At 70.5% G+C, this 25490-nt stretch carries 22 protein-coding genes, 1 rRNA gene and 1 riboswitch; of the genes, 6 read left to right on the top strand and 17 right to left on the bottom strand.

What is annotated here, in order from left to right:
- Positions 1-232: 232 nt before the first annotated feature.
- Both ACFV1J_RS30265 and ACFV1J_RS30260 read right to left on the bottom strand, forming a co-directional pair.
- Positions 233-1405: a DMT family transporter gene (locus ACFV1J_RS30265; RefSeq protein ID WP_385863354.1), complete on the bottom strand. Its 1173-nt coding sequence runs from the start codon at positions 1403-1405 to the stop codon at positions 233-235.
- Positions 1406-1454: 49 nt separating this feature from the next.
- Positions 1455-1985, bottom strand: a complete 531-nt coding sequence (locus tag ACFV1J_RS30260) for a Clp protease N-terminal domain-containing protein (protein ID WP_385863352.1) — start codon at positions 1983-1985, stop codon at positions 1455-1457.
- A 325-nt stretch (positions 1986-2310) separates the two neighbouring features.
- Between ACFV1J_RS30260 and ACFV1J_RS30255 the strand changes: the two genes are divergently transcribed.
- Positions 2311-2739: an SRPBCC family protein gene (locus ACFV1J_RS30255; protein ID WP_385863350.1), complete on the top strand. Its 429-nt coding sequence runs from the start codon at positions 2311-2313 to the stop codon at positions 2737-2739.
- Positions 2740-2817: 78 nt separating this feature from the next.
- Here the strand turns inward: ACFV1J_RS30255 and ACFV1J_RS30250 are convergent, their stop codons facing one another.
- Positions 2818-3447: a PadR family transcriptional regulator gene (locus ACFV1J_RS30250; RefSeq protein ID WP_385863347.1), complete on the bottom strand. Its 630-nt coding sequence runs from the start codon at positions 3445-3447 to the stop codon at positions 2818-2820.
- Positions 3448-3779: 332 nt separating this feature from the next.
- Between ACFV1J_RS30250 and ACFV1J_RS30245 the strand changes: the two genes are divergently transcribed.
- A complete protein-coding gene (locus ACFV1J_RS30245) occupies positions 3780-4601 on the top strand; it encodes a PhzF family phenazine biosynthesis protein (RefSeq protein WP_385863345.1) in 822 nt (273 codons plus the stop codon).
- 700 nt (positions 4602-5301) lie between these two features.
- Here ACFV1J_RS30245 and ACFV1J_RS30240 read toward each other — a convergent pair.
- The gene (locus ACFV1J_RS30240) at positions 5302-6144 is read right to left on the bottom strand and encodes a CPBP family intramembrane glutamic endopeptidase (protein WP_385863344.1); all 843 of its coding nucleotides are present in this window, start codon (positions 6142-6144) and stop codon (positions 5302-5304) included.
- Positions 6145-6317: 173 nt separating this feature from the next.
- Between ACFV1J_RS30240 and ACFV1J_RS30235 the strand changes: the two genes are divergently transcribed.
- Positions 6318-8105, top strand: a complete 1788-nt coding sequence (locus tag ACFV1J_RS30235) for a substrate-binding and VWA domain-containing protein (protein WP_385863342.1) — start codon at positions 6318-6320, stop codon at positions 8103-8105.
- Between the two features lie 43 nt (positions 8106-8148).
- On the opposite strand, the gene ACFV1J_RS30230 is transcribed toward ACFV1J_RS30235, so the two are convergent.
- A complete protein-coding gene (locus ACFV1J_RS30230; protein WP_385863340.1) occupies positions 8149-9702 on the bottom strand; it encodes a glutamate-cysteine ligase family protein in 1554 nt (517 codons plus the stop codon).
- A gap of 578 nt (positions 9703-10280) precedes the next feature.
- On the opposite strand from ACFV1J_RS30230, the gene ACFV1J_RS30225 reads away from it, so the two are divergent.
- Positions 10281-10871 carry a hypothetical protein gene (locus tag ACFV1J_RS30225; protein ID WP_385863338.1) on the top strand — a complete coding sequence of 197 codons (591 nt, stop codon included), beginning with the start codon at positions 10281-10283 and terminating at the stop codon, positions 10869-10871.
- Between the two features lie 354 nt (positions 10872-11225).
- The gene (locus tag ACFV1J_RS30220; protein WP_030416598.1) at positions 11226-11420 is read left to right on the top strand and encodes a DUF5999 family protein; all 195 of its coding nucleotides are present in this window, start codon (positions 11226-11228) and stop codon (positions 11418-11420) included.
- 78 nt (positions 11421-11498) lie between these two features.
- On the opposite strand, the gene gcvP is transcribed toward ACFV1J_RS30220, so the two are convergent.
- A complete protein-coding gene (gene gcvP, locus ACFV1J_RS30215; RefSeq protein ID WP_385863336.1) occupies positions 11499-14384 on the bottom strand; it encodes an aminomethyl-transferring glycine dehydrogenase in 2886 nt (961 codons plus the stop codon).
- Between the two features lie 188 nt (positions 14385-14572).
- Positions 14573-14670, bottom strand: a riboswitch (glycine riboswitch).
- Between the two features lie 114 nt (positions 14671-14784).
- Between gcvP and ACFV1J_RS30210 the strand changes: the two genes are divergently transcribed.
- Positions 14785-15180, top strand: coding sequence for a PRC-barrel domain-containing protein (locus ACFV1J_RS30210; protein WP_385863334.1), 396 nt, complete (start codon positions 14785-14787; stop codon positions 15178-15180).
- Here the strand turns inward: ACFV1J_RS30210 and ACFV1J_RS30205 are convergent.
- The 11 genes from ACFV1J_RS30205 to rrf form a co-directional block, all read right to left on the bottom strand.
- On the bottom strand, positions 15078-16538 hold the full coding sequence (locus tag ACFV1J_RS30205) for a DNA polymerase IV (RefSeq protein WP_385863333.1): 1461 nt from the start codon (positions 16536-16538) through the stop codon (positions 15078-15080). The two genes, ACFV1J_RS30210 and ACFV1J_RS30205, sit on opposite strands and share 103 nt — an antisense overlap.
- Before the next feature lie 67 nt (positions 16539-16605).
- A complete protein-coding gene (locus ACFV1J_RS30200; RefSeq protein ID WP_385863331.1) occupies positions 16606-17211 on the bottom strand; it encodes a MerR family transcriptional regulator in 606 nt (201 codons plus the stop codon).
- A gap of 195 nt (positions 17212-17406) precedes the next feature.
- On the bottom strand, positions 17407-17880 hold the full coding sequence (locus ACFV1J_RS30195; RefSeq protein ID WP_006606439.1) for a bifunctional nuclease family protein: 474 nt from the start codon (positions 17878-17880) through the stop codon (positions 17407-17409).
- A gap of 56 nt (positions 17881-17936) precedes the next feature.
- Complete coding sequence (locus tag ACFV1J_RS30190) at positions 17937-18683, bottom strand: MerR family transcriptional regulator (RefSeq protein WP_385863328.1); 747 nt, start codon at positions 18681-18683, stop codon at positions 17937-17939.
- A 17-nt stretch (positions 18684-18700) separates the two neighbouring features.
- The gene (locus ACFV1J_RS30185; protein ID WP_385863326.1) at positions 18701-19549 is read right to left on the bottom strand and encodes an FHA domain-containing protein; all 849 of its coding nucleotides are present in this window, start codon (positions 19547-19549) and stop codon (positions 18701-18703) included.
- A 118-nt stretch (positions 19550-19667) separates the two neighbouring features.
- The gene (locus tag ACFV1J_RS30180; RefSeq protein ID WP_385863324.1) at positions 19668-20681 is read right to left on the bottom strand and encodes a DUF881 domain-containing protein; all 1014 of its coding nucleotides are present in this window, start codon (positions 20679-20681) and stop codon (positions 19668-19670) included.
- A 5-nt stretch (positions 20682-20686) separates the two neighbouring features.
- Positions 20687-21019, bottom strand: coding sequence for a small basic family protein (locus ACFV1J_RS30175; protein ID WP_003984969.1), 333 nt, complete (start codon positions 21017-21019; stop codon positions 20687-20689).
- Positions 21016-21948, bottom strand: a complete 933-nt coding sequence (locus ACFV1J_RS30170) for a DUF881 domain-containing protein (RefSeq protein WP_385863322.1) — start codon at positions 21946-21948, stop codon at positions 21016-21018. The genes ACFV1J_RS30175 and ACFV1J_RS30170 overlap by 4 nt, the downstream gene beginning before the upstream one ends.
- 75 nt (positions 21949-22023) lie before the next feature.
- Complete coding sequence (locus tag ACFV1J_RS30165; protein ID WP_385863321.1) at positions 22024-24519, bottom strand: sugar phosphate nucleotidyltransferase; 2496 nt, start codon at positions 24517-24519, stop codon at positions 22024-22026.
- Positions 24520-24641: 122 nt separating this feature from the next.
- On the bottom strand, positions 24642-25253 hold the full coding sequence (locus ACFV1J_RS30160) for a CDP-alcohol phosphatidyltransferase family protein (protein WP_385863319.1): 612 nt from the start codon (positions 25251-25253) through the stop codon (positions 24642-24644).
- A 151-nt stretch (positions 25254-25404) separates the two neighbouring features.
- Positions 25405-25490: ribosomal RNA gene (rrf, locus tag ACFV1J_RS30155) — 5S ribosomal RNA — on the bottom strand; the annotation flags it as partial.

Raw genomic sequence — 25490 nt, 5'->3', positions numbered from 1 at the left:
GGTCAGCTCGGAACTGGCCCCGAACCGGAGTCTCCTCGGAGGCCGCCGCCCGTCTTATGCGGCAGGAGGCGACAGCACGGCCGCAGGCATGTTCGATACGCTCTGCGGCGGGCGATCCCGGCGATCCGAGCGATCCGGGCGGTACGCCGTCCCCGGCACCCGCCGCCACTCCTGCCGCGGCCTCTGCCTCTGCCTCTGCCTCTGCCTCTGCCTCTGCCGTATCCACGCCGGATCAGACGGCACCGCCGCGAGCGCCCGTACTCTCCCCCGTACCCGTGGCCCCTGCCGTACCCCGGGTCTCCCCTGTACCGATGGACTCCGTCAGGCCCATGGGCTCCCCGGTTCGCGCGCCCGTGCTCGTACCCGCGCCCGCCACGACCAACGACTCGGTCGGCTGTGGTTTGGCCAACTGCGCGATGAAGGCGCCGATCAGGACGACCACCCCGCCCAGGATCTGCGGAGCGGAGAGGTGCTCACCGAGCAGTACCCAGGCCAGTACGGTCGCGATGACCGCCTCCAGACAGGCGACGACCCCGGCCACCTGGGGCGAGAGCCGGCGGATCGACACCACTCCGGTCAGATAGGCCGCCACCGTCGCGACCAGCACGATCCAGGCGAGCAGCAGGGCAGCAGGCACCTGGGTGCCGTTCATGTCCGCACCGCCGCCGAGGACCGTCCAGTCGAGCTCCCAGGGGCGCGCGATCGCGGTGAGGATGACGGCGCCGATCAGCAGGCCGTATGCGATCACCCCGAGCGGATCCGCGGTGTCCTCACCGTCGCTGCCGTGGTCGGAGAGCACGAAGTAGCCCACCTGGCAGCAGGCCGCCCCGAGCGCGAGCGCCAGGCCGAGCACGTCGAAGCGCAGCCCGGACCAGATCTCCACGACACAGGCGAGACCACCGACGGCGAGCACCACACCGACCGCCGCGGCACGGGTGACCGGCCGCTTCTGTACGAAACGGACCCAGCCGAGGACAAGCGCCGGCGCGAGATATTCGATCAGCAGGGCCACGCCCACGGGGATGCGGGAGAGCGCGGCGAAGTAACACGCCTGCACACCGGCGACGGCGAGCAGCCCGAAGCCCGCGAGCAGGGCGGGCCGGCGGCGCGGCAGATCCCGGTGGCGCCAGGCCAGCGGCAGCATGACCAGCGCCGCGCCGGCCACCCGGAGCCAGGTGACGTGCAGCGGTTCAAGACCGGCCGTGATCAGGGGTTTGGCCGCCACGCCCGAGCCGCCGAAGGCGAGCGCCGACAGCAGGGCGATCCCGATACCGGCACCACGGCCCCGCGGCGCGCCGGCCCCGCGCCCCTCGCGCGCAGACGCTCGCCGATCCGACCAGGACCCTGGAGTTGCCTGGCCCGGACCGACCGCTCGACCTGCCGGGCTCCCTGATGACGCGTGCATCGGGTCATCATGACAGCCGCCGTCAGCAGCGCAACCCCCGAGACCCCTGTCAGTCCTGGCCGGGGCGGTCCCCGTCCAGACGGGCGGCGAGCCGGGCGGTGTCGACGGAGGCCCGGCGCAGCACCTCGACGGCCCGCGACTCGGGGTCGTCGACGAGAGCGGCGAGCAGATCGAGGCAGCCGGCACGGGTGTCGTAGCGGGCGTGCGCGCGGTCGAGGGCACCGTCCATGGCGGCGGCCGCGGCTGGTGACCATCCGGGAACGCCACCTTCGGTGACCACTGGAACGGCACCCGAGTCCTCGACCGTGCCGTGCCACTGGAGTCCGTAGCCGATGCTGCGCTGGACGAGATAGCCGAGCAACCGGGCCACCTGCGGCCCTCCATCGAAGGTCGCGCGGACGGCGGGGTCAGATTCCAGCAGACCGTGCAGCAGATGTGCGGTGTCGACCTGCCGGTCACCGTCCCGGGTGGCCCGCCTGCGGGCCGCGGAGACCACCGACGCGAGGTCGGCGGTGAGCCGGCTGCCGAGGTCCTCCTGAGCGGAGTCGTCGGTTCCGCTATACGCAGTACGGTTTTGCACAACCCCACTGCACCAGCCGCTGAAGGCCCGGGCATCCCCGCCGGGAAGCATTTGCGCATCCCACGCTGGTTGCGGATGCCACCCCGGAATCTCATCCTCAAGGAGGAGATGCGACGGAGGGAATACGTAGATTCCGTGGAGGTCGGACATCCTTGACCGGCATCTCCTCCCTCCCGCGAGCGACTCCCGGGATCAGTGCGACCGACCTGCCCGACGGCCAGAACTGACGATCCATCAGGAATTAAGGTCGCCGGTATTGAACCTTCCGCACCGCCCGGCTACGTTCCGCGGCACCAGCCAGGACCGTCACCGGAGGGGTGATCGCATGGCCGAAGTCACCGCGCAGGCTCGCATCGAGGCGCCGGCCGAGAAGGTCTGGGAACAGCTCACCGACTTCGATGCGTACGGGCAGTGGAACGCCACCCACACCTCCTTCCCGAAGGGCGGCCCGGAAAAGCTGGAAGTGGGCGCGGCCTACGAAGAGAACATGAGGCTGATGAGCTTCCCCGCCGAGGTCACCTGGACCGTACGGGAACTGGAACCGGGTCGCCTGCTCGACATCTCGGGCAAGGGGCCCATGGGCGTCAGCCTCGGAATGCGTTACGCCCTCACACCGGACGGCGACGCGACCACCGTTCAGGTCGACGGGTCGTTCACGGGCGCCGCGGTTTCCCTGATGGCAGGAAAGCTCAAGGACTCGGCGAGCGCCGCGATGAACGAGTCACTGCGCAAGCTCGCCGGCCTGCTGACCTGAGAACCCGGCGCCGGGCTCGACGTCAATCCACTCAACGAGAGCCCGACGCCCACCCCCCGTCGACAGGGAGCCGTGACATCAGTCCTCTTCGGCGAGGATCAGATACAGCTCCTTGCGGGCCTTGTTGACCACCGCCATGGCCTTTTCCCGCTGCTCGGGACTGCCGGTGGCCCACACCTGCCGGAACGCCTCGACCAGGCCTCCGCCCGCCTTGCGTATTTCATTCATCGCCTCCCAGTCGACACCGCGGCCGGCGTCCTCCCAGGGGGCGTCCGAGCCGCTGTCGGCCTCGGCACGTCCGGCGTCGGTCAGCGAGAACAGCTTCTTGCCGCCCTCACTGGCACTGGCGATCAGCCCCTCGTCCTCGAGGAGTTGCAGGGTCGGGTAGACCGAGCCGGGGCTGGGCTTCCACGCCCCACCGCTGCGCTCGGCGATCTCCTGGATCATTTCGTAGCCGTGCATCGGGCGGTCCTTGAGCAGCGCCAGTATCGACGAGCGCACATCTCCGCGCCGCGCCCGGCCGCGCGGGCCGCCACGGCCCCGGCCGCCACCGAAGGGCGGACCTCCGAACGGCGGGCCGAAGGGACCGAAGGCGGCGCGCCGCCGCTCCCAGCCACCCCCGAAGTCGCCGCCCCGGCCGCCCTGACGCCCGGGCCCGTAGCGCTCGTGCCGGTTCTCGTGTCCGTGCTCGTGTCCTTGGGAACGCATGGTGGCGTCCTCCATTCCTATCGTTGATCGGTCGCGATGCTTCAACGATATATCGGGACTGTTCGTCGAATCAAGACCCGAGCTACAGCTGATTCGATGAGCGCGAGGCCCTGGCAGTCAGCGGCGGCGCGCACCAGCACCCCACCGCCCGCAGGCCGACTCCGCGTCCCCACGACTCCACGGCTCCATGACTCCACGCCGACGTGACCGGCACGATTCGCCGGGGGGCGGCCGGCCTGTGCCCACCAGTCCGCTCGAACGTCGTCCAGCAGGTCCAATTTCCCGCGATTGGCCTTGGCCCGCGGCTCTGTGGCCCCTCTACTCTCACGTCCATGAGGATTCGCATCGTCGACGCCTTCACTGAGCGTCCGTTCGCCGGCAACCCCGCGGGAGTCGTGCTCTTCGACTCCGACGCCTTTCCCGAAACGGCCTGGCTGCAGCAGGTCGCCAAGGAGGTCAACCTCTCCGAAACGGCCTTCGCGCACCCCCTGCCCGAGGGCGGCGACGCCGACTGGGCGCTGCGCTGGCTCACCCCGGCCGCCGAGGTGAACATGTGCGGGCACGCCACTTTGGCCACCGCGCACGTTCTGCACAGCACCGGGATCGCCACCGGGACGGTCCGCTTCCGCACCCGCAGCGGGGTGCTGACCACGACGGCCGGCGACGACGGTGCGATCACCATGGACTTCCCTACCGCGCCGCTCACCCCGGTCGAGGTGCCGGCCGTGGTTGCGGCCGCGCTGGGTGTCGACGTCCTCTCGGCCCACGACACGGGCCCGAACGTCGGTGATCTGCTGGTCGAGCTGGCCGACGAGAAGTCCGTACGGGCCCTGACCCCGGACCTCAAGGCACTGGCCGGGCACGGCGGCCGCGGGGTGATCGCCACCGCGCGCGCCGAAGACCCCCTCGGTGGCCACGACTTCCTCTCGCGATGCTTCTTCCCTGCGGTCGGCATCGACGAGGACCCGGTAACGGGCAGCGCGCACACCGCGCTCGCTCCGTTCTGGTCGGCACGGCTGGGCCGCGCCTCACTGGTCGGCCTGCAGGGCGCGGCCCGTACCGGCTACGTGCGTACCGAACTGCGCGGCGACCGTACGCTGTTGACCGGTTCCGCGGTCACGGTGATCGACGGCGAACTGCTGACCAAGGCCTGACCGGCCACCCTTGCGCAGATGCCTCGGCCGGGCGGCACGGCCGCCGTTTCCGACGCCGTCCGACCCGCCCGTCGGACACCCGCCCGGGCACGCTCCCGTAGGGCCCCGCGTCCGACAGGGGCCTCGCGTCCGACAGGGGCCGGCGCCCGGCCGACCACACCCCGCCGAGCCGATCGTCGGCCCCGCACACCCCACAGGCGCCCTCGAGGCCGCCCACTCCGCCTCCTGCGCCTTCCCAGTCGCTGAGGACCACGCAGGGCCGACCGGCCACGTTCGCCGGCTCGGTCATCTCCTGCACCACGCCCAGACGCCGCGCCCCGCCAACCTCCGCCCACCGCCAGGCGCCACGGACCCGGTCCCGGGGCCCGGAGACCCCCGCCTCCTCGGCCCCGGACCCCGGACCCCGGACCCCGGACCTCGGACCAGTCGGGCTCACTGCGCCGGGCGACGCCCACGCTCGGGCTTCAGCCCGCGAACGCGCGATACCCCATTAACTCCCCCCACCCCCGAACCCACCCCCCGCCCCCTCCCCCGAAGGGGGAGAGGGGGAGGGGGCGGGGGAAGCATCGGCGGGTACTCAGCAAGCGGCCGACGAGCTACGGACGGCAAGCAGCAGCTGGTAGGGGGCATCTGGCATCAGGCAGCTGGTAGGAGGCACCCGGTTGGAGGGATCCGGTAGGAGGCATTCGGGGAGCGCCCCTCACCCCGTAGGCAGCCACCCCACCCGCCCCGCCAATACCGCGTAGCCCACGAATGCGACGGTGTCGATGAGGGCGTGGGCGGCTACCAGGGGGCCGACGCGGTGCCAGCGGCGGTAGAGGAGGACGAAGATGGCGCCCATCACCATGTTGCCGAGGAAGCCGCCGATGCCCTGGTACAGGTGGTAGGAGCCGCGCAGCAGCGAGCTGGCCACCAGGGCGGCCATCGGGGTCCAGCCCAACTGGCCCAGTCTGCGCAGCAGATAGCCGACGACGATGACCTCCTCCAGTACGGCGTTCTGCACCGCGGAGGCGATCAGTACCGGGATCTTCCACCACACGTCGGGCAGCGCCTCGGGCACCACCGTCAGGTTGACGCCGGCCGCCCGCGCGCCCAGATAGAGCAGCAGGCCGCTGCCGCCGATGGCGGCCGCCAGCCCCGTTCCCCGGCTCAGGTCGAAGCCGGGGCGTGTCCGGTCGAAGCCGATCGCGCGGAGGCCTCCGGCCCGTTCGCGCAGCAGGAGGTGTCCGACCAGCAGCACGGGCACCAAGGCGGTGGCGATCCCGAACAGCTGCCAGGCGAGATCCAGCCAGGGCCGGCCGGGCGCATGGGAGGCGTTGAGCGTGGCCGCCTGGTGTTTGAGGCCGCCGGGTTTGGTGACCGATCCGATGAAGCTGATCAGTGACGATGCCGCGCTGGCGCCTACGGACAGGGCCAGCACGATCAGCGTCTCGCTGCGCAGGACGCTCCTGGCCGGTTGCTGGGACGTGCCCGGTCCCGCGCCGGCGCCGGAGCCCTCCCCCGGAACGTCCGCACCAGCCCCGGGACTTGTATCCGACTCCACGCTTCCTCCACTTCTGCATTACCGCCTCTTCGCCATCACCGCCCCGCTAGGGTCTCGACAGCAGGTACGAAGATCGCGCGCGACAGGCCGGGGGCGGGCGCCATCCACATGGCGCATTTCCGCCTCCCCCATCGATTCCCGATCGAGCTCCGAGAAGGAGAGGCGCTACCGCAATGGGACGACACAGCTTGCCCGACGGCCCCACAGCGCGGTCCACGGGGGCCCGCCCCGGAACCCGGCGCCGCCCCCTCGTCCTCGTCACCGGCCTCGTGCTGGCGGTCGCCGCCGGCTCCGTACTGGCGCTGCGCAGCGGTCTGCTGCCCTTCGGCGCGCGGTGCGACGGCCCGTCGGTGCGGCTCGATGTCGCCGCCTCGCCCGATATTGCGCCGGCCGTCGAGGCGGTGGCCGATACGGCACGCGAGAAGGCGACGCGTACCGACGGCAGGTGTCTCGACGTACGGGTCGTCGCGCGGCCCTCCCACGAGCTCGCCGACTCCTTCGGACAGCGGCCGGCCGACCCCGAGTTCCAGGTGTGGATACCGGATTCGAGCCTGTGGGTGGGCCGGGTCGGGTCGGAGGGCGGCACTCCGCTGACGGACGCCGGCACCATCGCCTCGTCACCCCTGGCGCTGGGCGCCGTCCCCGAGGCCGCCAAGTCCCTGGGCTGGCCGACAAAACGCTACACCTGGGCCGGTCTCACCGAGAGCGCGACCTCCGGCGGTGATCTGCGCCTGGGTGTCGCCGATCCCACCCGCAGCGCCACCGGGCTGCTCGCCCTGGCCCGTATCAGTGCCGCCCACGTGAAGGACGCCGAGGACCGGGACGAGGCGGACACCCGTACGGCGGCCACCGCCAAGCTTCTGTACCAGCGGGTCGCGGACGGCGACGATCAGGTCATGGCCACGTTGCCGCGCGACGACTCCGGTGCCGAGCAGGGCAATCCGCGCCGTAACCAGGCGCTGCTGCTGTCCGAACAGGCCGCGTTCGCCCACAACGAGGGAACGGACGGCGGTCCGCGCCTCGATCTCTTCTACCCGGAGGACGGCACGGCCCGGCTCGACTACCCGTACGCCCTGGTCGACGAGGACGAGATGAGCCCCGAGCGGTCGCGGGCCGCCAGCCGCTTCATGACGCTGCTGGGCGAGCCCGGAGGCCGGCGCGCGCTGCACGACCACGGTTTCCGGGCCGGCGACGGCACGGCGGACGCCGAGGTGGTGGCGGCGGCCGGCGGGCGCGACCCGCAGCCGTACACGGCCGCACCGGCCGAACCCCCGACGGTCAAACAACTTCAGGCGCTGCTGGGCATGTGGACGATCACGGAGCAGAGTGCCCGGATCTCCACCGTGGTGGCCACCTCGGCGTCGATGGGCAACCTGGTGCCGGGGCGGGGCGGCCAGACCCGGATGGACCTCGCCCGGAATTCGCTCCTCCAGGCGCTGGCCACGTTCACGCCCGAGGACGAGATCGGGCTGTGGAAGTTCGCCACCCACCTGGACGGCGAGAAGGACTACCTGGAGCTGTCCCCCACCCGCCGTCTCGGTGACCGGGAGGGCGACGGCGGTGTCCACCGTGACGCGCTCGCCGCCGCGTTCGGCTCGCTGACCCCGGTGCCCCACGGCGCCACCGGCCTGTACGACACCACCCTCGCCGCCTACGAGGAGGCCCGCCGGACGTATGCGAGCGGGAAGTTCAACGCGGTGGTGATCGTCACCGACGGGGCCAATGACGACGCCGGCGGTATCGGGCTCGATGCCCTGGTCACCAAGCTGGAAAAGCTGGCGGATCCCAGGCGCCCGGTGCCGCTGATCGCCGTCGCGATCGGTCCGGAGGCCGACGAGTCGGCGCTGGAGCGGATCGCGGCGCCCACCGGCGGTTCGGCGCACCGGGTGGACGATCCGTCGCAGATCCACCAGGTGATCCTCAAGGCCATCATGGCGGCGGGCAGCAAGGCGCCCCGCTGAACCCGCGCGCCGGCGGCCTCCCTGCCTCGCCCCCCGGTGGCGGCTATGCCCCCTCGGTCGCCGCCTGGCGGGGGCCCGGCACCGCGGGTCGGACGCCGAGCGGCCAGGCGACCGGCCAGGTGTGCACCGGCTGTCCGGTGTGCATCAGTTCGCTGTAGCGCCGGGTCATGGCGGCGAGTGCGGCGTCCCGGTCCAGGCCCTGGCGGCGGGCGTGGTGGTAGGCGGCGGCCTGCCAGGAGGCGCCGTTGACCCGTCGCCGGCAGCGCTCCTCGATGATGGCCAGATAGTGGTCGCGGTCGGCCGGCTCCACCCCCCAGGCATCCAGTCCGCGGGCCGCCAGCGGCAGCAGCTCCTGGCGTACCAGCCGTACCGCCGGGATGTCGGCGAGGGCGGTGGTCCGGCCCGGGCGGGGCCATTGCAGGGTGGCGTCGATCCCGTGTCGGCAGGCGGTGTCGAAGTTCTTGGCCGCGGCGGCGAACGGGAGGCGGGACCAGATGGGGCGCGGCTCCTCGGCCAGGGCGCGCACCAGGCCGTAGTAGAACGCGGTGTTGGCGATGGTGTCGGCGACGGTGGGGCCGGCCGGCAGCACCCGGTTCTCGACCCTGAGGTGGGCGACGCCGTCGGCGACCGCGTAGACGGGGCGGTTCCAGCGGTAGATCGTGCCGTTGTGCAGCACCAGTTCGGCCAGGTCGGGCACGCCGCCCTCGGCCAGGACCCGCAGCGGCTCCTGCGGTCCGCAGACCGGGAGCAGGGGCGGGAAATAGCGCAGGTTCTCCTCGAAGAGGTCGTATGCGGAGTCGACCCAGCGTTCGCCGAACCAGGTGCGCGGGCGTACGCCCTGTGTCTGTAGTTCCGGTGCGCGGGTGTCGGTGGCCTGTTGGAAGACCGGCGGGCGGGACTCCCGCCACAGTTCACGGCCGAAGAGGAACGGCGAGTTGGCGCCCACCGCGATCTGTGCGGCGGCAATGGCCTGGGCGGCGTTCCATACGGCGGCGAAGCGGCCCGGTGTCACCTGGAGGTGCAGTTGGACGGAGGTGCAGGCGGCCTCCGGCGCGATCGAGGGCGACCGGGCCACCAGGTGCTCGACGCCCTGGATGTCCAGGACGAAGTCCTCGCCGCGGGCCGCCCGCATCTGGTCGTTGAGCATGACGTAGCGGTCGTTCTCGGAGAGGCTGGCGACGGTCAGGTCGGTGGCGCCGAGGGTCGGCAGAATGCCGATCATCACGATACCGGCGGCGACTTCGCGGGCCTTTCTCTCGGCGTAACTCAGGCCGGTGCGGAGTTCCTCGGCGAGCTGGTCCAGGACCCGGCCGGAGAGCCGGTGCGGGAGGATATTGACCTCCAGATTGCACTGGGCGAGTTCGGTCTGGAAATCCTGGCTGGCGATCCGTTCGAGAACCTGGGAGTTCAGCATGCGGGGCCGCCCGTCGGCACCGGCGAGATTGAGCTCGATCTCCAGACCCATGAGATTCCGTGGCCGGTCGAACCGCTTCTCCACGAGGAGCCTGTGCAATCCTTCGAGACAGTCGTGTAGCTTTCTTCGATAACGCTCCCGGTCCGCCAGGTCGATCCCGTCCGCGGCGACCTTCTCCCCCATCGAAAGGGTCCCTCCTCCAGTGAACGGCCCGCGGCCACGGGCCGCTTGGGGGCGAACCCGGGCACGCCGGGGCTCGCGCTACGGTCGATGATGCCCCGGCAATCTGATCGATAACGCCTCGGGGGCGGCCGGGTGCCGATAGGCTCGAAGTGGTGCGGCGTCCGGCATCTTCCACGGGCATATCTCAGCGGCGATCGCCCTCCGCATTTCGCTCGTGAGATTCACCGACGAGATCCGGCCTACCGCATCGGCGTGGTAATACGTGGTGGCGCGGCAAAGCCTCCGTACAAATTGGAGGAAATCGCCTCGCGGACCGGTCCGGATTCCGTCTTGCCGGAAATCCGCAAGGCCAGTAGCCGAAACATTTTCAGAACATACGTCGTATAAACTCCGGTTACGAGGCAGAGACTTGGCGCCCCGTGTCGCGGCGTTCCCGCCCGTGCCGTGGTTCGACGACAGGCCCTGACACCCCACGCCGGGCCGCAGCCCCGGCCGGCCACGCTCTGACCCCGCACGCAAACAGCGCCGTTTGCACCTGCCACGCTCCACCGTGTCTCCGAAGTGAGAGGCGACCCACCATGCCGCTGCACGTTGCCCCTGCCCCCGCGCCCGCCCTGCGCAGCATCCTGACCGCCCTCGGCTCGCCCACCGCCGTCCGCGAGGCCCCCGTTCCCGCCCTGCGCGCCCACCAGGGCCCGCTCAGCCCCGACCACCCCCTGCCCGTGCACGTCTGGGACGACGTCAGCCGGGCCGACGGCACATCGCACACCCGGCTGGCCGGCTGGCAGTTCCTGGTCCGCGGAGGCGAGCGTGCCGTGGCGACCGCCGAGGCGGTGCTCACCGCGGACGGCTGGACGTTCGGCCGGTTCTGCGGCGGCCCCTACGTCGCCTCGACCGAACGGGCGCTGGCGCAGTCCGAGGCGCTCACCACGCCCTACCAGCCCCGGCTGCTGTCCGTACCGGAGCTGTACATGCTCACCCTGTGGCTGCATCACGACCTCTCGTCCGACGGGTCCGGGGGACTGCCGGCGGCCGGTGACCTGCTGGTGCCGCTGGCGCCCGCGCCGCCCGGTATCGCCGCCCACCGCCCGCACCACGTCGCCGACCTGCTTCCCCGGCTCACCCTGCGCCTGGCCTCCGCGCCCCTGCAGTTGCGCGAACCGGCCTGAGCCGCAAGCCGGCGGCGTCCTTCCGGGTACCCGCGCACCGGCGCACCACGCCCCTCACGAGCGTGCCCCGTGGCCCTTTCCGGCCACGGGGCGCGCTGTCGTGCTCACCCGCGCGGCCTAGCCCGCGGACACCACTCCCAACCCCCTTGGAGACGAGAGCAATTGGGAGCAACCGCCCGCACGGGTGATGCGTCGATATCGAGTGAGTACCGCTGCTGCGAAATCCCTGCGGAATCCCCTCCGTAGGGCAACACTGGGACCGACCGAAGAAACGGGGGAGCGGCCATGGCCATCTCATCGAGCTCATCGAGCCGCACGACGACGTTCACCACACCGCAGCGAAAGACAACTTCCATGTGTCAGCACCAACCACCCTGCCCGTCAGCGGATTCCACCGACCGGGAGGCCGCACATCTTGTGGCGCACCACCCGGAGCAGGGCTGGAGCCTGCTCTGCAACGGCGTCCTGCTCTTCGAGGACACCGGTGAGCTGCTGCCGGACGGGCAGGTCATCGCCCCGCACCGGGCCCGGGTCACCGCGGCGGCCTGACCCCGCGCACCCGGTAGGAACCACCAGGGCCCCCGGCAGAACACCTGCCGAGGGCCCTTGCTGTTGCGGTGGAACGGCTCAGCCTTCGTACGCGTCCAGCGGCGGGCAGGAGCAGACGAGGTTGCGGTCACCGAAGGCGCCGTCGATGCGGCGCACCGGCGGCCAGTACTTCTCGGCCGCCACGACACCGGCCGGGAAGACGGCCTCCTCGCGGGAGTACGGGTGGGTCCAGTCGTCGCTGAGCGCGGCCGCGGTGTGCGGGGCGTTGCGCAGCGGGTTGTCGTCCTTGTCCCACTCCCCCGAACCGACCTTCTCGATCTCCGCGCGGATGGCGATCATCGCGTCGCAGAACCGGTCCAGCTCGGCGAGGTCCTCGCTCTCGGTCGGCTCGATCATGAGCGTGCCGGCCACCGGGAAGGACATCGTCGGCGCGTGGAAGCCGTAGTCGATCAGCCGCTTGGCGACGTCGTCGATGCTCACACCGGTCGCCTTGGTCAGCGGCCGGACGTCGATGATGCACTCGTGCGCCACCAGGCCGCCGGGGCCGGTGTAGAGCACGGGGTAGTGCGGCTCCAGGCGCTTGGCGATGTAGTTGGCGCCGAGGACCGCGACCTGGGTGGCGCGCTTGAGGCCCTCGCCGCCCATCAGGCGGACGTACGCCCAGGAGATCGGCAGGATGCCCGCGGAGCCCCAGGGAGCCGCCGAGATCGGTCCGACGCCGGTCTCCGGGCCCGCGGTGGGCTGCAGCGGGTGGTTGGGGAGGTACGGCGCCAGGTGGGCGCGGACCGCGACCGGGCCGACACCGGGGCCACCGCCGCCGTGCGGGATGCAGAAGGTCTTGTGCAGGTTGAGGTGCGAGACGTCGCCGCCGAACTTGCCCGGCTCGGCGAGGCCGACCAGCGCGTTCAGGTTGGCGCCGTCGACGTAGACCTGGCCGCCGGCGTCGTGCACCGCGGCGCAGATCTGGGTGATGTGCTCCTCGAACACGCCGTGGGTGGAGGGGTAGGTCACCATCAGGACCGCGAGCTCGTCGCGGTGCTTGTCGATCTTGGCGTGCAGGTCGTCGGCGTCGACCTCGCCGTCCTCGCCGGTCTTGACGACGACGACCTTCATGCCGGCCATCACGGCGCTGGCGGCGTTGGTGCCGTGCGCCGAGGACGGGATCAGGCAGACCGTGCGCTGCTCGTCCCCGTTGGCGCGGTGGTAGGCGCGTACGGCCAGCAGGCCGGCCAGCTCGCCCTGGGAGCCGGCGTTCGGCTGGAGGGAGACCTTGTCGTAGCCGGTGACGGTGGCGAGGCGCTCCTCGAGCTCCTGGATGAGCGTGAGGTAGCCCTGGGCCTGGTCGGCCGGCGCGAAGGGGTGCAGCTGGCCGAACGCGGGCCAGGTGACCGGCTCCATCTCGGTGGTGGCGTTCAGCTTCATCGTGCAGGAGCCGAGCGGGATCATGCCGCGGTCCAGCGCGTAGTCCTTGTCCGCGAGGGTGCGCAGGTAGCGCAGCATCGCGGTCTCGGAGCGGTACTGGTGGAAGACCGGGTGGGTGAGGTAGTCGTCGCTGCGCAGCAGCGCCTGCGGAAGCGTCTCGTCGGTGGTCGCGTCGAGCTTCTCGATGTCGCCCTGCACGCCGAAGGCGGCCCAGACGCCGGCCAGCTGGGCGCGGCCGGTGGTCTCGTCGCAGGCGATGCCGACCAGGTCGGCGTCGACCTGGCGGAGGTTGATACCGGCCTCGCGGGCGGCGGCGACGACCTCGGCGGCCCGGCCGGGCACCCGCGCGGTCAGCGTGTCGAAGTACGCGCCGTGGACCAGCTCCACGCCGCCGGACCGCAGGCCCTCGGCGAGGATCGCCGCGTAGCGGTGGGTGCGCCGGGCGATGGTCCGCAGGCCCTCGGGGCCGTGGTAGACGGCGTACATGCCGGCCATGACGGCGAGCAGCACCTGAGCGGTGCAGATGTTGCTGGTGGCCTTCTCCCGGCGGATGTGCTGCTCACGGGTCTGCAGCGCGAGGCGGTACGCCTTGTTTCCGTCGGCGTCCACGGAGACGCCCACGAGGCGGCCGGGGAGGCTGCGCGCGAACTGCTCGCGCACCGCCATGAAGCCGGCGTGCGGCCCGCCGAAGCCCATCGGGACGCCGAAGCGCTGGGTGGTGCCGACCGCGATGTCCGCGCCGAGCTCGCCGGGCGAGGTCAGCAGGGTCAGCGCGAGCAGGTCGGCGGCGACCGTGACGATCGCGCCGAGCTCGTGGGCGCGCTCGATCACGGCGCGCGGGTCCCGGACCGCACCGGAGGCGCCCGGGTACTGCAGCAGGACGCCGAAGACGCCGCGCTCGGCGATCTCGGTGGGGATGCCCTCGGACAGGTCCGCGACGACGACCTCGACACCGGTCGGCTCGGCCCGGGTCTCGATCACGGCGATGGTCTGCGGCAGGCAGTCGGCGTCGACCAGGAAGACGCCCTGCTTGACCTTGCCGACACGGCGGGAGAGCGCCATCGCCTCGGCCGCCGCGGTGCCCTCGTCCAGGAGGGAGGCGCCGGAGGTGGGCAGCCCGGTCAGGTCGGCGACCACCGTCTGGAAGTTCAGCAGCGCCTCCAGGCGGCCCTGCGAGATCTCCGGCTGGTAGGGCGTGTACGCCGTGTACCAGGCGGGGTTCTCCATGACGTTGCGGAGGATCACCGGCGGGGTGAAGGTGCCGTAGTAACCCAGCCCGATCATGGGCGACAGCACCTGGTTGCGGTCCGCGAGGCCGCGCAGCTCCTGGAGGACCTCGGCCTCCGTACGGCCCTGCGGCAGGCCGAGTGCCTGCGCGCTCTTGATCACGTCGGGGACGGCGGCGGCGGTGAGTTCGTCCAGCGACCCGAAACCGATGTGCGCGAGCATCTTGGCCTGCGCCTCGTGGTCGGGGCCGATGTGCCGGTGCTCGAAGGGGATGCCGCGTTCCAGCTCGGTCAAGGAGATGCGGTGGGTGGTCATCTGCGGGGGCCTCCTGGTCGGTACGACCTACGAGGGGCACCACGGCGCGGGTGCCCGGACGGCCTCCCCCTCTGTCATCTCAACCTGAGAGCTTCACCGGCCTGCGCACGGCGGACCGGCTTTCACCGTCGGTGAGGAGGGGTCCCGGAGCTGTGCCTTCCGCGGCCCGCCCTGCTTTCCAGAGTGACCTCGTCCGTGCGGTACGTGTGCCTGAGAGATTCCGGGGAGGATTTGCTCCTTCGGCGCCCTGGTCGCGAACGACAAAGGACTCTCCCGCACGGGTTCTGCGGCCATTCGCCAGCCTACCAGCGCACCACTCGAAGGATCCTTCGAGTGGCCGGGGCATGAAATGTGCCGTTTGGTAGTTGTCACAGGGCAGTTGCGACCAATTGGAGGGGCCGTGCAAACCGACATCGATCCCCGGAGCCTGATCGGCCGCAAAGCGTTCGACCGTAACGGCGCGAAGATAGGCACCATCGACGAGGTCTATCTGGACGACGCGACGGGGGAACCGGAGTGGGCAGCCGTACGCACCGGGCTCTTCAGCCGTGACGCGTTCGTCCCCCTGGAGCCCAGCAAAATGGTCGGCGACAGCCTGCACATCCCGTACGACCGCAAGCTGATCAAGGACGCCCCGGACTTCGGTGTGGGCCGCCACCTCTCCCCTGAGCAGGAACTCCAGCTCTACCACCACTACCGCCTGGATATCTCCTCCCCCGACTCCGACGCGGTGTCCCCGGGCAATGCCGGCACCTCCGACACGGACTTCGGCAAGATCGCCGGATCGGAGGACTGATCCGCAGGCTCCCCGCCCACCAGCGGCAGGGGCTCCCCCGGCCGCAGCGCCGGGTCCTCGACGGCAAAGGTCCGCACCCTCCCCGGTGCGGACCACGGCGTCTCGAAGCGGACGGTCACTCTCCCCAGCCCGCTGCCCTGTACCCATCCCGCCCCGTACTCGTCGTGGACCACGTCCACGCCGGGATGCCAGCGGCGCGGCCGCTCCTCCTCGGGCGCCTCCTCGGCCGGCTCGCTCCCGCCCCGCTCCTCCGCGGCCCGCGCCAGCTCCTCGGCCTCCCGCTCCGTCGTCAGCTGGGCGAACAGATCCTCCTGGGTGAAGTCGGCCAGCCCGCTGACCCCCACGCCCAGCAGCCGGACGCCGCCGGTGGTGTCCACCAGCTCCAGCAGCCGCACCGCAGCCTCCCGGATGACCGCGGGGTCGTCCGTGGGCCCGCGGAGCGTCTCGGAGCGGGTCAGCGTCGAGAAGTCGTAGTTGCGCACCTTGATCACCACCGTGCGCCCGGAACGCCCGGCCGCCCGCAGCCGCTGGACGCAGCGGTCGGCCAGCCGCAGCACCTCCGTCCGCACCCGCGTCCGGTCGGTCAGGTCGACCTCGAAGGTGTCCTCGACGGAGATGGACTTGGCGTCCCGCTCGGCCACCACGGGACGGTCGTCCTGCCCCAGCGCCATCGCGTACAGCCCGGCGCCGTGTGCCTTCCCCAGGAGCCGCACCAGCTCCGCCTCGCCGGCCTCCGCGGTCTCCGCGACGGTGTGGATCCCGGCCCGGCGCAGCGTCTCGGCCGTCGCGGGCCCCACCCCGGGCAGCACCCGCACCGACATCGGCCCCAGCAGCTCCCGCTCGGTGCCGGGCGGAATGACCACCAGGCCGTCCGGTTTGGCCTGCTCGGACCCGATCTTCGCCAGCATCTTGGCGCCGGCCAGCCCCACCGAGCCGGTCAGGCCGGTCGCCGCCCGGATGTCGAGGCGCAGCTGCTCCCCCACGGCCCGTGCGGCGGCCGTCTCCGGGGCCACCCCGCCCGCCTCCAGGTCCACGAACGCCTCGTCCAGGCTCAGCGGCTCCACGAGGGGCGACAGCGCGTGCAGCAGCCCCATGACCGTTTCACTCACTTGGCGGTACAAGGTGAAACGCGGACTGAGATACGCGGCGTTGGGGCACAGCCGGCGCGCCTGGGCCGTCGGCATCGCCGAGCGCACCCCGAAGACCCGGGCCTCGTACGACGCAGTGGCGACGACGCCGCGCGGTCCGATCCCGCCGACCACCACCGGTTTCCCGCGCAGGCTCGGCTTCGCCGCCTGCTCGGCAGAGGCGTAGAAGGCATCCATGTCCAGATGCAGGATCGTCGGCGCGGGTCTCACAAGACCGATGCTGCCGCATGGCACTGACAATCGACCCGTTCGCCGGGCCGCGGCCCGCGGCCGAGGCTCAGCCGGCCCGGTGGCGCCGCCGTGCCAGCTCGTCGTGCGGGTTCTTCCTGATCAGCGTCTCGCCGGTGTCCACGCGCTCGCCGTGCAGCTGCGAGAGCGCACCCTCCACGTCCCGCCAGACCACCCCGACGGCGATCCCGAAGACCCCCTGGCCGCCCTGGAGCAGGTCCACGACCTGGTCGGGCGAGGTGCACTCGTAGACCGTGGCGCCGTCGCTCATCAGCGTCATCCGCGTCAGATCCGCCAGCCCCCGCGCACGCAGGTGCTGGACGGCGGTGCGGATGTTCTGCAGCGAGACCCCGGTGTCCAGCAGCCGCTTGACGATCTTCAGGACGACGACGTCCCGGAAGCTGTAGAGCCGCTGGGTGCCGGAGCCGTACGCCGGCCGGATGCTCGGCTCCACCAGGCCGGTGCGCGCCCAGTAGTCGAGCTGCCGGTAGGTGATGCCCGCTGCCGCACATGCGGTGGGGCCGCGATAGCCGATGTTCTGCGCCTCGCAGTCCTCCGACACCGCCGCGGCCGGTGCCGGGGCGCGGTTCGCCGTTGCGCCCACGTGGAGCGGCAACGCCCCTTCCGCCGCCATACCGTCGCCGGTGATTGCCACGCCGCCCTCCGTCCTCCACGTCCCGGACGGGACCTGCCATATCGACGGTATGCAGTCACTCGGGGTGCGTCAACGATCGCCGCGCTCGCCACGCCGAGTGATAATCACCCTACGAGTGGTTTCTCGTGACCTCGCGCGGGGAATGGCTAAATAGTTTGGCCGGAATCAGACCCTTCGCCCGTCCGGCCGCACCGGCTACTGGCTGTTGGTCCCGAAGTCCTCGGGTGAGATCTGGTCGAGGAACTCGCGGAACTTCTCCACCTCGTCCTCCTGCTCGTCCGGGATCGCGATCCCCGCGTCGTCCAGCACACCGTCGGTGCCGAAGATCGGCGTTCCGGTGCGCAGGGCCAGCGCTATCGCGTCGGACGGACGGGCACTGACCTCCACCCCGCTGGCGAAGACCAGCTCCGCATAGAAGACCCCCTCGCGCAGGTCGGTGATGCGGACCTGCGTCAGCTCCTGCCCCACGGCCTCCAGCACGTCCTTGAAAAGGTCGTGCGTCAGCGGCCTGGCGGGGACCATGCCCTGCTGGGCGAAGGCGATGGCGGTGGCCTCACCCGGCCCGATCCAAATGGGCAGGTAACGGTCGCCCCCCACCTCCCGCAGGAGCACGATCGGTTGGCTGGAAGGCATTTCCACCCGGACACCCACGACGTCGAGCTCGTTCACACAGCAACCCTAGGACGTGCCCGGCAGGTTTGGGTAGTCGGGCACTCTTTTGCTCACTACGACCGGCCCCGCAGCGCGCTCTGGATCAGCGCCGCGTGCAGCCGTACGGAGAGCGTGGCGAGCTCCCTGGCGGTGGCCTCGGCATGGGCCCTGGTCTGCGGATTGCGGTGCCGCCGAAGGGGTGCAACGACCTGCTCGACCAGACCCGCCTCGCGCTCGGCGGCCGCCTTGACGACCCGCAGATGCCGTGGTTCGAGACCGAAACGCCCCAGGTCGGCGACAAGTTTGGCGACCGTGACGGCCTCGATGTCGTATCCGCCGTCCGCATGGGGGACGATGAGTCCGTACGACTCCCAGTCGGCGAGCGCCGCCTCGTCCACCTCGGCGGCGGCCAGCAGCTCGGCCCGGCCGATCCGGGCAGCCGTGGGGAGTTCCTCGCCCGCCTCCGGAACGCCCTCGATCAGATCGCGGGCAGGTGCGGCGGGCGCCGGCAGCGTGACCTGCTCACCGCGCTCGACGGCGTCCAGGTGCTCGCGGATGACCTTCAGCGGCAGATAGTGGTCGCGCTGCATCCGCAGGACGCTCGCCAGCCGCTGCACGTCGGCCGGGGTGAATTTCCGGTACCCGGAAGGCGTGCGCTTCGGCTCGACCAGCCCCTCGGCCTCCAGGAAGCGGATCTTGGAGATGGTGACCTCGGGGAATTCCTCGCGCAGCACGTTGAGCACCGTGCCGATGCTCACCGGCTTGCCGTCCGAGGAGGCGGTGCCGGATTCCCCGGCACCGCCTTTCGGTGTATGGCGCATGTGCCTTCCCTGCCCGGTCAGATACCGGCGCCTCGCTGGCTCGCGTAGAAGACCAGGCGGTACTTGCCGATCTGGACCTCGTCGCCGTTGTTGAGGGCGACGGAGTCGATGCGCTCACGGTTGACGTAGGTGCCGTTCAGGCTGCCGACGTCGGCGACCGTGAAGAGACCGTCCGGACCGCGACGGAATTCCACATGGCTGCGCGAGACCGTCACATCGTCGAGGAAGATGTCGCTCTGCGGATGCCGGCCCGCCGTCGTCAGCTCGCTGTCCAGAAGGAAGCGGCTGCCGGAGTTCGGACCGCGGCGGACGATGAGCAGCGCCGAACCCAACGGAAGGGCGTCGACGGCCGCCTGGGCCTCCGGGGACAGCGCGGGCGAGAGGTTCTGGCCCGTCGTCTCCGAGTCGTAGGCCTCGAGCCCCGAAATGGAGATCGTCGACGTCGTCTCGGACGCCCGCTCGGGCTGCGCGCCCGCGCGCAGGGGCGCGCCACAGTTGGAGCAGAACCGGCTCGCCTCGGCGTTCCGGTGCCCACACCTCGTACAAACCGGCAAGGCCGAACCTCCGCCCGTGGGTGCGGCTGATGGTTCCTGGGAACCTATGCGGGCGGCACCGGAGGGGTCAACAGAACCCGCGTCGTGCCCCCCGGACGGACCGCCGACCTCATCACGGAAGAGCGGACGGTTCTCGGCCGCGCCGCTCTCGTCGGCCCGGCCCGCGGCGCGATGCCGCGCGGAGCCGCTGCCGCCCTCCTGGCGCGCGCTCTTGCCGAACAGCTTTCCAAACAACTTCACGGGCGATTCCCCTTGAACGAAACAGACCCGCCCGTGGGGCAGGACGAACCCTCGATGCACACACCGGCCCATCCGGACATCCAGTGAACGTCCGTGGCCTCCAGACAGTTTCCACCACACACCACACGCACGGTGCGTCGACCCCCCGCTACCTCATGCCCTCCCGGGGCACTCGACATACCTGTACGCCTCACCGCGAGGACGACCGAGCGTAGTCAGGCCGCTTCGCCGCCCGCAAGGCGTCCACAATGATCTTCTCCTCACGGGTCACAGACACCTTGGCCTGCTCCTTCTCCAGTGTCTGGACCACTCCGCCGGGGATGTTCAGCGCCGGTTCCAGATCCTCCGGCTTGCCGACGACCTTGAAGCGGTACGGCTGCGTGACACGCCTGCCGTCGATCTCCACCCCGCCCCGGACATCCGAGAGGGAGGTGTTCGCGACGACCCGGACGTCGTTGACCTGGATGGCCTCGGCGCCGGCCGCCCGCAGCTCCTGGATGGTGTCCAGCAGCTTGTCCGCCTCCACGGAGTGCGTCGGGTCGTCGATGGTCAGGTTGATGCCGGGCCCCTGCGCCGCGACGGTCCCGGCCAGCACACCCAGCTGCTGTTCCTTCTCCACAGTCTGCTTACGGGCCTCCTCGGCCTGGTCCGAGCTGTTCGCCAGCTCGGTCTTCTGCCCTTCCAGGCGCCGCTGTTCGTCCGTCAACCGCTGGGAGCGATTGTCCAGCTCGTCCAGAATGCGCACCAAATCCTCCTGGCGCGCACCCCGCAGCGCACTGCTGTCACTTGTGGAACGTACCTGAATCGCCAGGCCAAGGCCGAGAATGAACAGCAGCAGCGCGACGATCAGTTGAGCCCGGGTCAGTCGCGGCGGCCACAGGCTCGCCGCCAGCCGCTCCCGACCCGTCTTCGGGCGTTCCGCGTCCCCGTCGCCGGTGTCCGCCGCCGGGGTCGAGGAGTCTGCCCCGTTGTCCGGCTTCTGTCCAGTCGTGTCCGGTTCCTGGCTTTCCGCGTCGTCCGCGGGCTCCGCCGGTTCGGAGCTGCTCCGACTCTCGGGCGGCATCGGCTTCCGGCCGACCGGGCCGCGCTCCTCCGCCCGCTCCGACCGTTCGGGCTGCTCCGCCTGCTCCGACCGTTCGGACTTCTCCGGCCGTTCGGGCTGCTCCGGCCGCTGCTCCGGCTCGGGGGTCTCGTCCGTTGCCATCCGCCTCACGCCCGGAAGACGTGCCGGCGGATCGCCGCGGCGTTGGAGAAGATGCGGATGCCGAGCACCACGACGACACCGGTGGAGAGTTGGGCACCGACGCCCAGTTTGTCACCGAGGAAGACGATCAGCGCCGCGACGACCACGTTCGACAGGAACGAGACCACGAAGACCTTGTCGTCGAAGATGCCGTCCAGCATCGCGCGCAGACCACCGAACACGGCGTCCAGCGCGGCGACGACAGCGATCGGCAAGTAAGGCTCGACCACCGTCGGTACCACGGGCCGAACCACCAGCCCGACCACGACTCCCACGATGAGGCCCAGTACGGCGATCACGATGTGCCCTTCCCTGTGTCGGCGCCGTCCGGCTTGGCGGCACCGGCCTGCGGCTTTGCGGTACGTACGATCAAGCTGGGCGCGGGCGGCAGCGTCAGCTCGCTCTCGGCGGAAATCCTGGCGCGCACGCCGTAGTTCTCCTGCAGGATGTGCAGGTACTGACCGTCGGCGCTGTCCTGGAACGCGGTGCTCAGCCGCTGCCCGTCCCCCACCGCCAGCACCGTGTAAGGCGGCACCAGTGGCTTGTTGTCGACCAGTATGGCGTCTCCCGCGGCTCTGATCGCCGAGAGTGACGTAAGCCGCTGCCCATTGACGGAGATGGCCTCCGCGCCCGACGCCCACAGGCCGTTGACGACGCGTTGCATGTCCCGGTCCCGCACCCGCCCGGTGTCCGAGAAGCCACTGCTCTCCCGCGGTCCGCCGCCGCTGGACTCGGCGCCCTTGGCGTCGTCCACGACGAGCTTCACGCCGGGCCCGGCGACCTGCGTCGAACCGGCCAGCAGGGCGAGCAGTTCGGCCTTGCCCCCACCCTGCTGCTTCAGCGCCTCGCGCTGCATCCTGCTGACATCGTCCCGCAGCGTGTCGACCCGCTGCTGCTGCCGGTCCGCCTCGCCGGTGCCCTTCTGGATCCGGTTGATCAGCTCCGTACGCTCCTTGGCGAGCGTCGGTGCGGATATCCGGGCCTGGGCCGCCCCGACGGTCACCACGAGCGCGGCCAGCACCAGACCGGCCGCGAGACCCAACTTCGCCCGCAGGGTGCGCGGCAGACCGCGCACCCCGGCCTCGGACTTGCGCGCGGCCGCCTCGGCGTACCCGTCGTCGAGGCTGTGATCCATCACGTTGGTCAGCAGCGACATGGACGCGTCGGGGCGCGCGGCCGGTCTGTTCGGTGTGCTCCGATCGGGGCGCTGCTGCGACATGCCGCACATCGTCGCACGTCGGCTCCGCAGTCTCCCAATGGCCCCACCGGCGTGCCGATGCCCGGCCCGCCGGTGGGGTCCGGATCAGCGTCCGGCGCTGTCCACCACGGCCGACCACTCGTCCAGCAACTGCTGGGCGGAGGCGTCATCCGGCCCTTCCGCCCACAGGCGGGTGACCGCCTCGGCCGGGTCGGGCAGGACCAGGACCCAGCGGCCGTCGGACTCCACGACCCGGACGCCATCGGTGGTGTCCACGTCGCGGTCCCCGGCCTCCTCGACGACGCGTCGCATGACCAGGCCCTTGACCGCCCACGGGGTGGCCAGATCGCGGCGCAGGACGTGGGCCCGCGGGATCCGTGCGTCGATCTGGCTGAGCGTGAGCTGGGTACGGGCCACCAGGCCGATCAGCCGGACGAAGGCGGCGGCACCGTCGAAGACGCTGCTGAATTCCGGGATGAGGAAGCCGCCCATGCCGTCGCCGCCGAAGACCGTACCGTCCTCCCGGCCCACCCGGGTCAGGTCGTCGGGCGAGGTCGTCGTCCACTCGACCTGGGTGCCGTGGTAGGCGGCCACCTGCTCGGCGATCCGGGTGGTGGTCACCGGCAGCGCGACCCGGCCGCTGCGCCGCTCGGCGGCGATCAGATCCAGCATGACCAGCAGCGCGCGGTCGTCCTCGATGATCCGGCCGCGTTCGTCCACGAGGGACAGCCGCTCGCCCACGGGGTCGAAGCGCACGCCGAAGGCGGCCCGCGCCGAGGCCACGATCTCGCCGAGCCGGACGAGCCCGGAACGTCGGGCGTCGGCGGTCTCGGTGGGCCGGGACTCGTTGAGGCCGGGATTGATGGTGAGGGAGTCGACGCCGAGCCGGCCCAGCAGGCTGGGCAGGACGAGTCCCGCACTGCCGTTGGAGGCGTCCACGACGACCTTCAGCCCCGACTCGGCGATGCCCGTCGTGTCCAGGCTCCGCAGCAGCGAGCCGGTGTACGAGTCGAAGACGCTGGCCGGGAACGCCAGGTCGCCAATCTCGCCCGGGAAGGCGCGGCGGTATTCCTGCCGGGCGAAGACCCGGTCCAGCTTGCGCTGCCCGGCCTGCGAGAGGTCGGCGCCCCGCTCGTCGAAGAACATGATGTCGACGGAGTCGGGCACACCGGGGGTCGTACGGATCATGATGCCGCCGGCGCTGCCACGGGCGGTCTGCTGGCGGGCGACCGGCAGCGGGACGTTCTCCAGGTCGCGTACGTCGATGGCGCTGGTCTGCAGTGCCGAGATCACCGCCCGCTTCAGGGCACGGGCGCCGCGGGAGTGGTCGCGGGCGGTGGTGACCGTGGAGCCCTTCTTCAGGGTGGTGGCGTACGCGCCGGCGAGCCGCACGACGAGTTCCGGGGTGATCTCCACATTGAGGATCCCGGTCACGCCACGCGCGCCGAACAGATGCGCCTGGCCACGGGATTCCCAGATCACCGAGGTGTTCACGAAGGCACCGGCCTCGATGGTCTTGAACGGGTAGACCCGCACGTTCCCCTGGACGATCGACTCCTCGCCGATGAGGCACTCATCGCCGATGACCGCGCCGTCTTCGATGCGGGCGGCCCGCATGACATCGGTGTTCTTGCCGATGACACAGCCACGCAGATTGCTCTGCTGCCCGAGATAGACGTTGTCGTGCACCACGGCCCGGTGCAGGAACGCCCCGCTCTTGACGACGACGTTCGAGCCGACGACGGTGTGCTCGCGAATCTCCACACCGGCCTCGACCTTGGCGTAGTCGCCGATGTACAGCGGTCCGCGCAACTCGGCGTCGGGATGCACCTCGGCGCCCTCGGCCATCCATACGCCCGGCGAGATCTCGAAGCCGTCGATTTCCACATCGACCTTGCCTTCGAGCACATCGGCCTGGGCCTTGACGTAACTCTCGTGGGTGCCTACGTCCTCCCAGTAACCCTCGGCGATATAGCCGTAGATCGGCTTGCCTTCCTTCATCAGCTTCGGGAAGACGTCACCGGACCAGTCGACGGACACATCGGGTTCGAAGTAGTCGAAGACCTCGGGTTCCATCACGTAAATACCGGTGTTGACGGTGTCCGAGAAAACCTGACCCCAGGTCGGCTTTTCCAGGAACCGTTCGACGCGGCCGCCCTCGTCGACGATGGTGATACCGAACTCAAGGGGGTTGGGGACCCGGGTGAGGCAGACGGTGACGAGCGCGCCCTTTTCCTTGTGGAACCGGATCAGATCGGTGAGATCGAAGTCGGTGAGCGCGTCACCGGAGATGACGAGGAAGGCGTCGTCCTTGAGGGCCTCCTCGGCATTCTTCACACTGCCGGCGGTGCCGAGCGGCTTTTCCTCATGGGCGTAGGTGAGCTCCATTCCCAGCTCTTCGCCGTCACCGAAATAGTTCTTGACGAGCGAGGCGAGGAATTGCACGGTAACCACGGTCTCGGTGAGACCGTGCCGTTTCAGCAGCCGCAGAACGTGCTCCATGATCGGCCTGTTGACCACAGGAAGCAGCGGCTTGGGCATGCTGGACGTCATGGGGCGAAGGCGTGTTCCTTCGCCGCCGGCCATCACAACGGCCTTCATGTCGGAAGCGTCCTCCTCTGAGAGACGACGGTCTTGCCGACTTCACTCGCCCAGAGCGCCCGCTGTTCCTGTTCTTACCTAACGGGCCCCGGGCCCTGGCACCATCTGCCGGTTCGAAGAGCTCAGTCGGCGGTGGCGTCCGCCTTGATGAGCCGGCGAACCTGGACCACGTAGAGGATCCCTGCCCACCAGTAGAGTGCCGTACCCCATCCTGCGAACGCCCATCCGAAAATAGCAGCGAGTGAGTGAAGCCAGCCACTTCCGTCACTCAGCAAGAGCAACGGGAAGGCATACATCAAGTTGAACGTAGCTGCTTTGCCCAGGAAGTTCACCTGGGGAGGGCCGTATCCGTGACGCCCGAGGATTCCCACGGCGATGAGGAGCATCAGTTCCCGCGCCAGCAGGGCCGCGGTGAGCCAGATCGGAAGGATGTCGCGCCAGGTCAGGCCGACGAGCGTGGACAGGATGTAGAGACGGTCGGCCGCCGGGTCGAGGATCCGGCCCAGCCTGCTGATCTGGTTCCAGCGCCGCGCCAGCTTGCCGTCCAGATAGTCGCTGACGCCGCTCAGCGCGAGGACCAGCAGCGCCCAGGCGTCGGCAACCTTCGGACCCCCGAATTCCGGCCACAGGATCAACCACAGGAACAGGGGCACGCCGACCAGGCGAGCCATGCTCAGGATATTCGGGATGGTGAGGACGCGATCGGTCTGGACCCGCGTCTCCTGGACCTCCACCGCGGGGGCCTCCTGTGGGAAATGTGCCAACGATGCCCCTTGACCTTACCTGTCCCGCCGACCGGCCCGCGCCGCGGGTCCCAAGATCACCGACAACGCAGAAAAGCCCCGCCGGAACCGATGGTTCCCACGGGGCTTTTCTTTAAAATTTGTTCGGCGGCGTCCTACTCTCCCACAGGGTCCCCCCTGCAGTACCATCGGCGCTGAAAGGCTTAGCTTCCGGGTTCGAAATGTAAC

Origin of the sequence: Streptomyces sp. NPDC059649 (assembly GCF_042734445.1) — a bacterium.
In the GTDB taxonomy this organism is placed as follows: Bacteria; Actinomycetota; Actinomycetes; order Streptomycetales; family Streptomycetaceae; genus Streptomyces.
Note: the sequence above shows the minus strand (reverse complement) of the source record. Positions and strands in the feature narration are given on the sequence as shown.

Coding starts and splice junctions, on each gene's coding strand:
- ACFV1J_RS30265 (WP_385863354.1), bottom strand. CDS start 1,405: ATGCACGCGTCATCAGGGAGCCCGGCAGGTCGAGCGGTCGGTCCGGGC.
- ACFV1J_RS30255 (WP_385863350.1), top strand. CDS start 2,311: ATGGCCGAAGTCACCGCGCAGGCTCGCATCGAGGCGCCGGCCGAGAAG.
- ACFV1J_RS30250 (WP_385863347.1), bottom strand. CDS start 3,447: ATGCGTTCCCAAGGACACGAGCACGGACACGAGAACCGGCACGAGCGC.
- ACFV1J_RS30245 (WP_385863345.1), top strand. CDS start 3,780: ATGAGGATTCGCATCGTCGACGCCTTCACTGAGCGTCCGTTCGCCGGC.
- ACFV1J_RS30235 (WP_385863342.1), top strand. CDS start 6,318: ATGGGACGACACAGCTTGCCCGACGGCCCCACAGCGCGGTCCACGGGG.
- ACFV1J_RS30230 (WP_385863340.1), bottom strand. CDS start 9,702: ATGGGGGAGAAGGTCGCCGCGGACGGGATCGACCTGGCGGACCGGGAG.
- ACFV1J_RS30225 (WP_385863338.1), top strand. CDS start 10,281: ATGCCGCTGCACGTTGCCCCTGCCCCCGCGCCCGCCCTGCGCAGCATC.
- ACFV1J_RS30220 (WP_030416598.1), top strand. CDS start 11,226: ATGTGTCAGCACCAACCACCCTGCCCGTCAGCGGATTCCACCGACCGG.
- gcvP (WP_385863336.1), bottom strand. CDS start 14,384: ATGACCACCCACCGCATCTCCTTGACCGAGCTGGAACGCGGCATCCCC.
- ACFV1J_RS30190 (WP_385863328.1), bottom strand. CDS start 18,683: ATGCGCCATACACCGAAAGGCGGTGCCGGGGAATCCGGCACCGCCTCC.
- ACFV1J_RS30185 (WP_385863326.1), bottom strand. CDS start 19,549: ATGGGCCGGTGTGTGCATCGAGGGTTCGTCCTGCCCCACGGGCGGGTC.
- ACFV1J_RS30180 (WP_385863324.1), bottom strand. CDS start 20,681: ATGGCAACGGACGAGACCCCCGAGCCGGAGCAGCGGCCGGAGCAGCCC.
- ACFV1J_RS30170 (WP_385863322.1), bottom strand. CDS start 21,948: ATGTGCGGCATGTCGCAGCAGCGCCCCGATCGGAGCACACCGAACAGA.
- ACFV1J_RS30165 (WP_385863321.1), bottom strand. CDS start 24,519: ATGAAGGCCGTTGTGATGGCCGGCGGCGAAGGAACACGCCTTCGCCCC.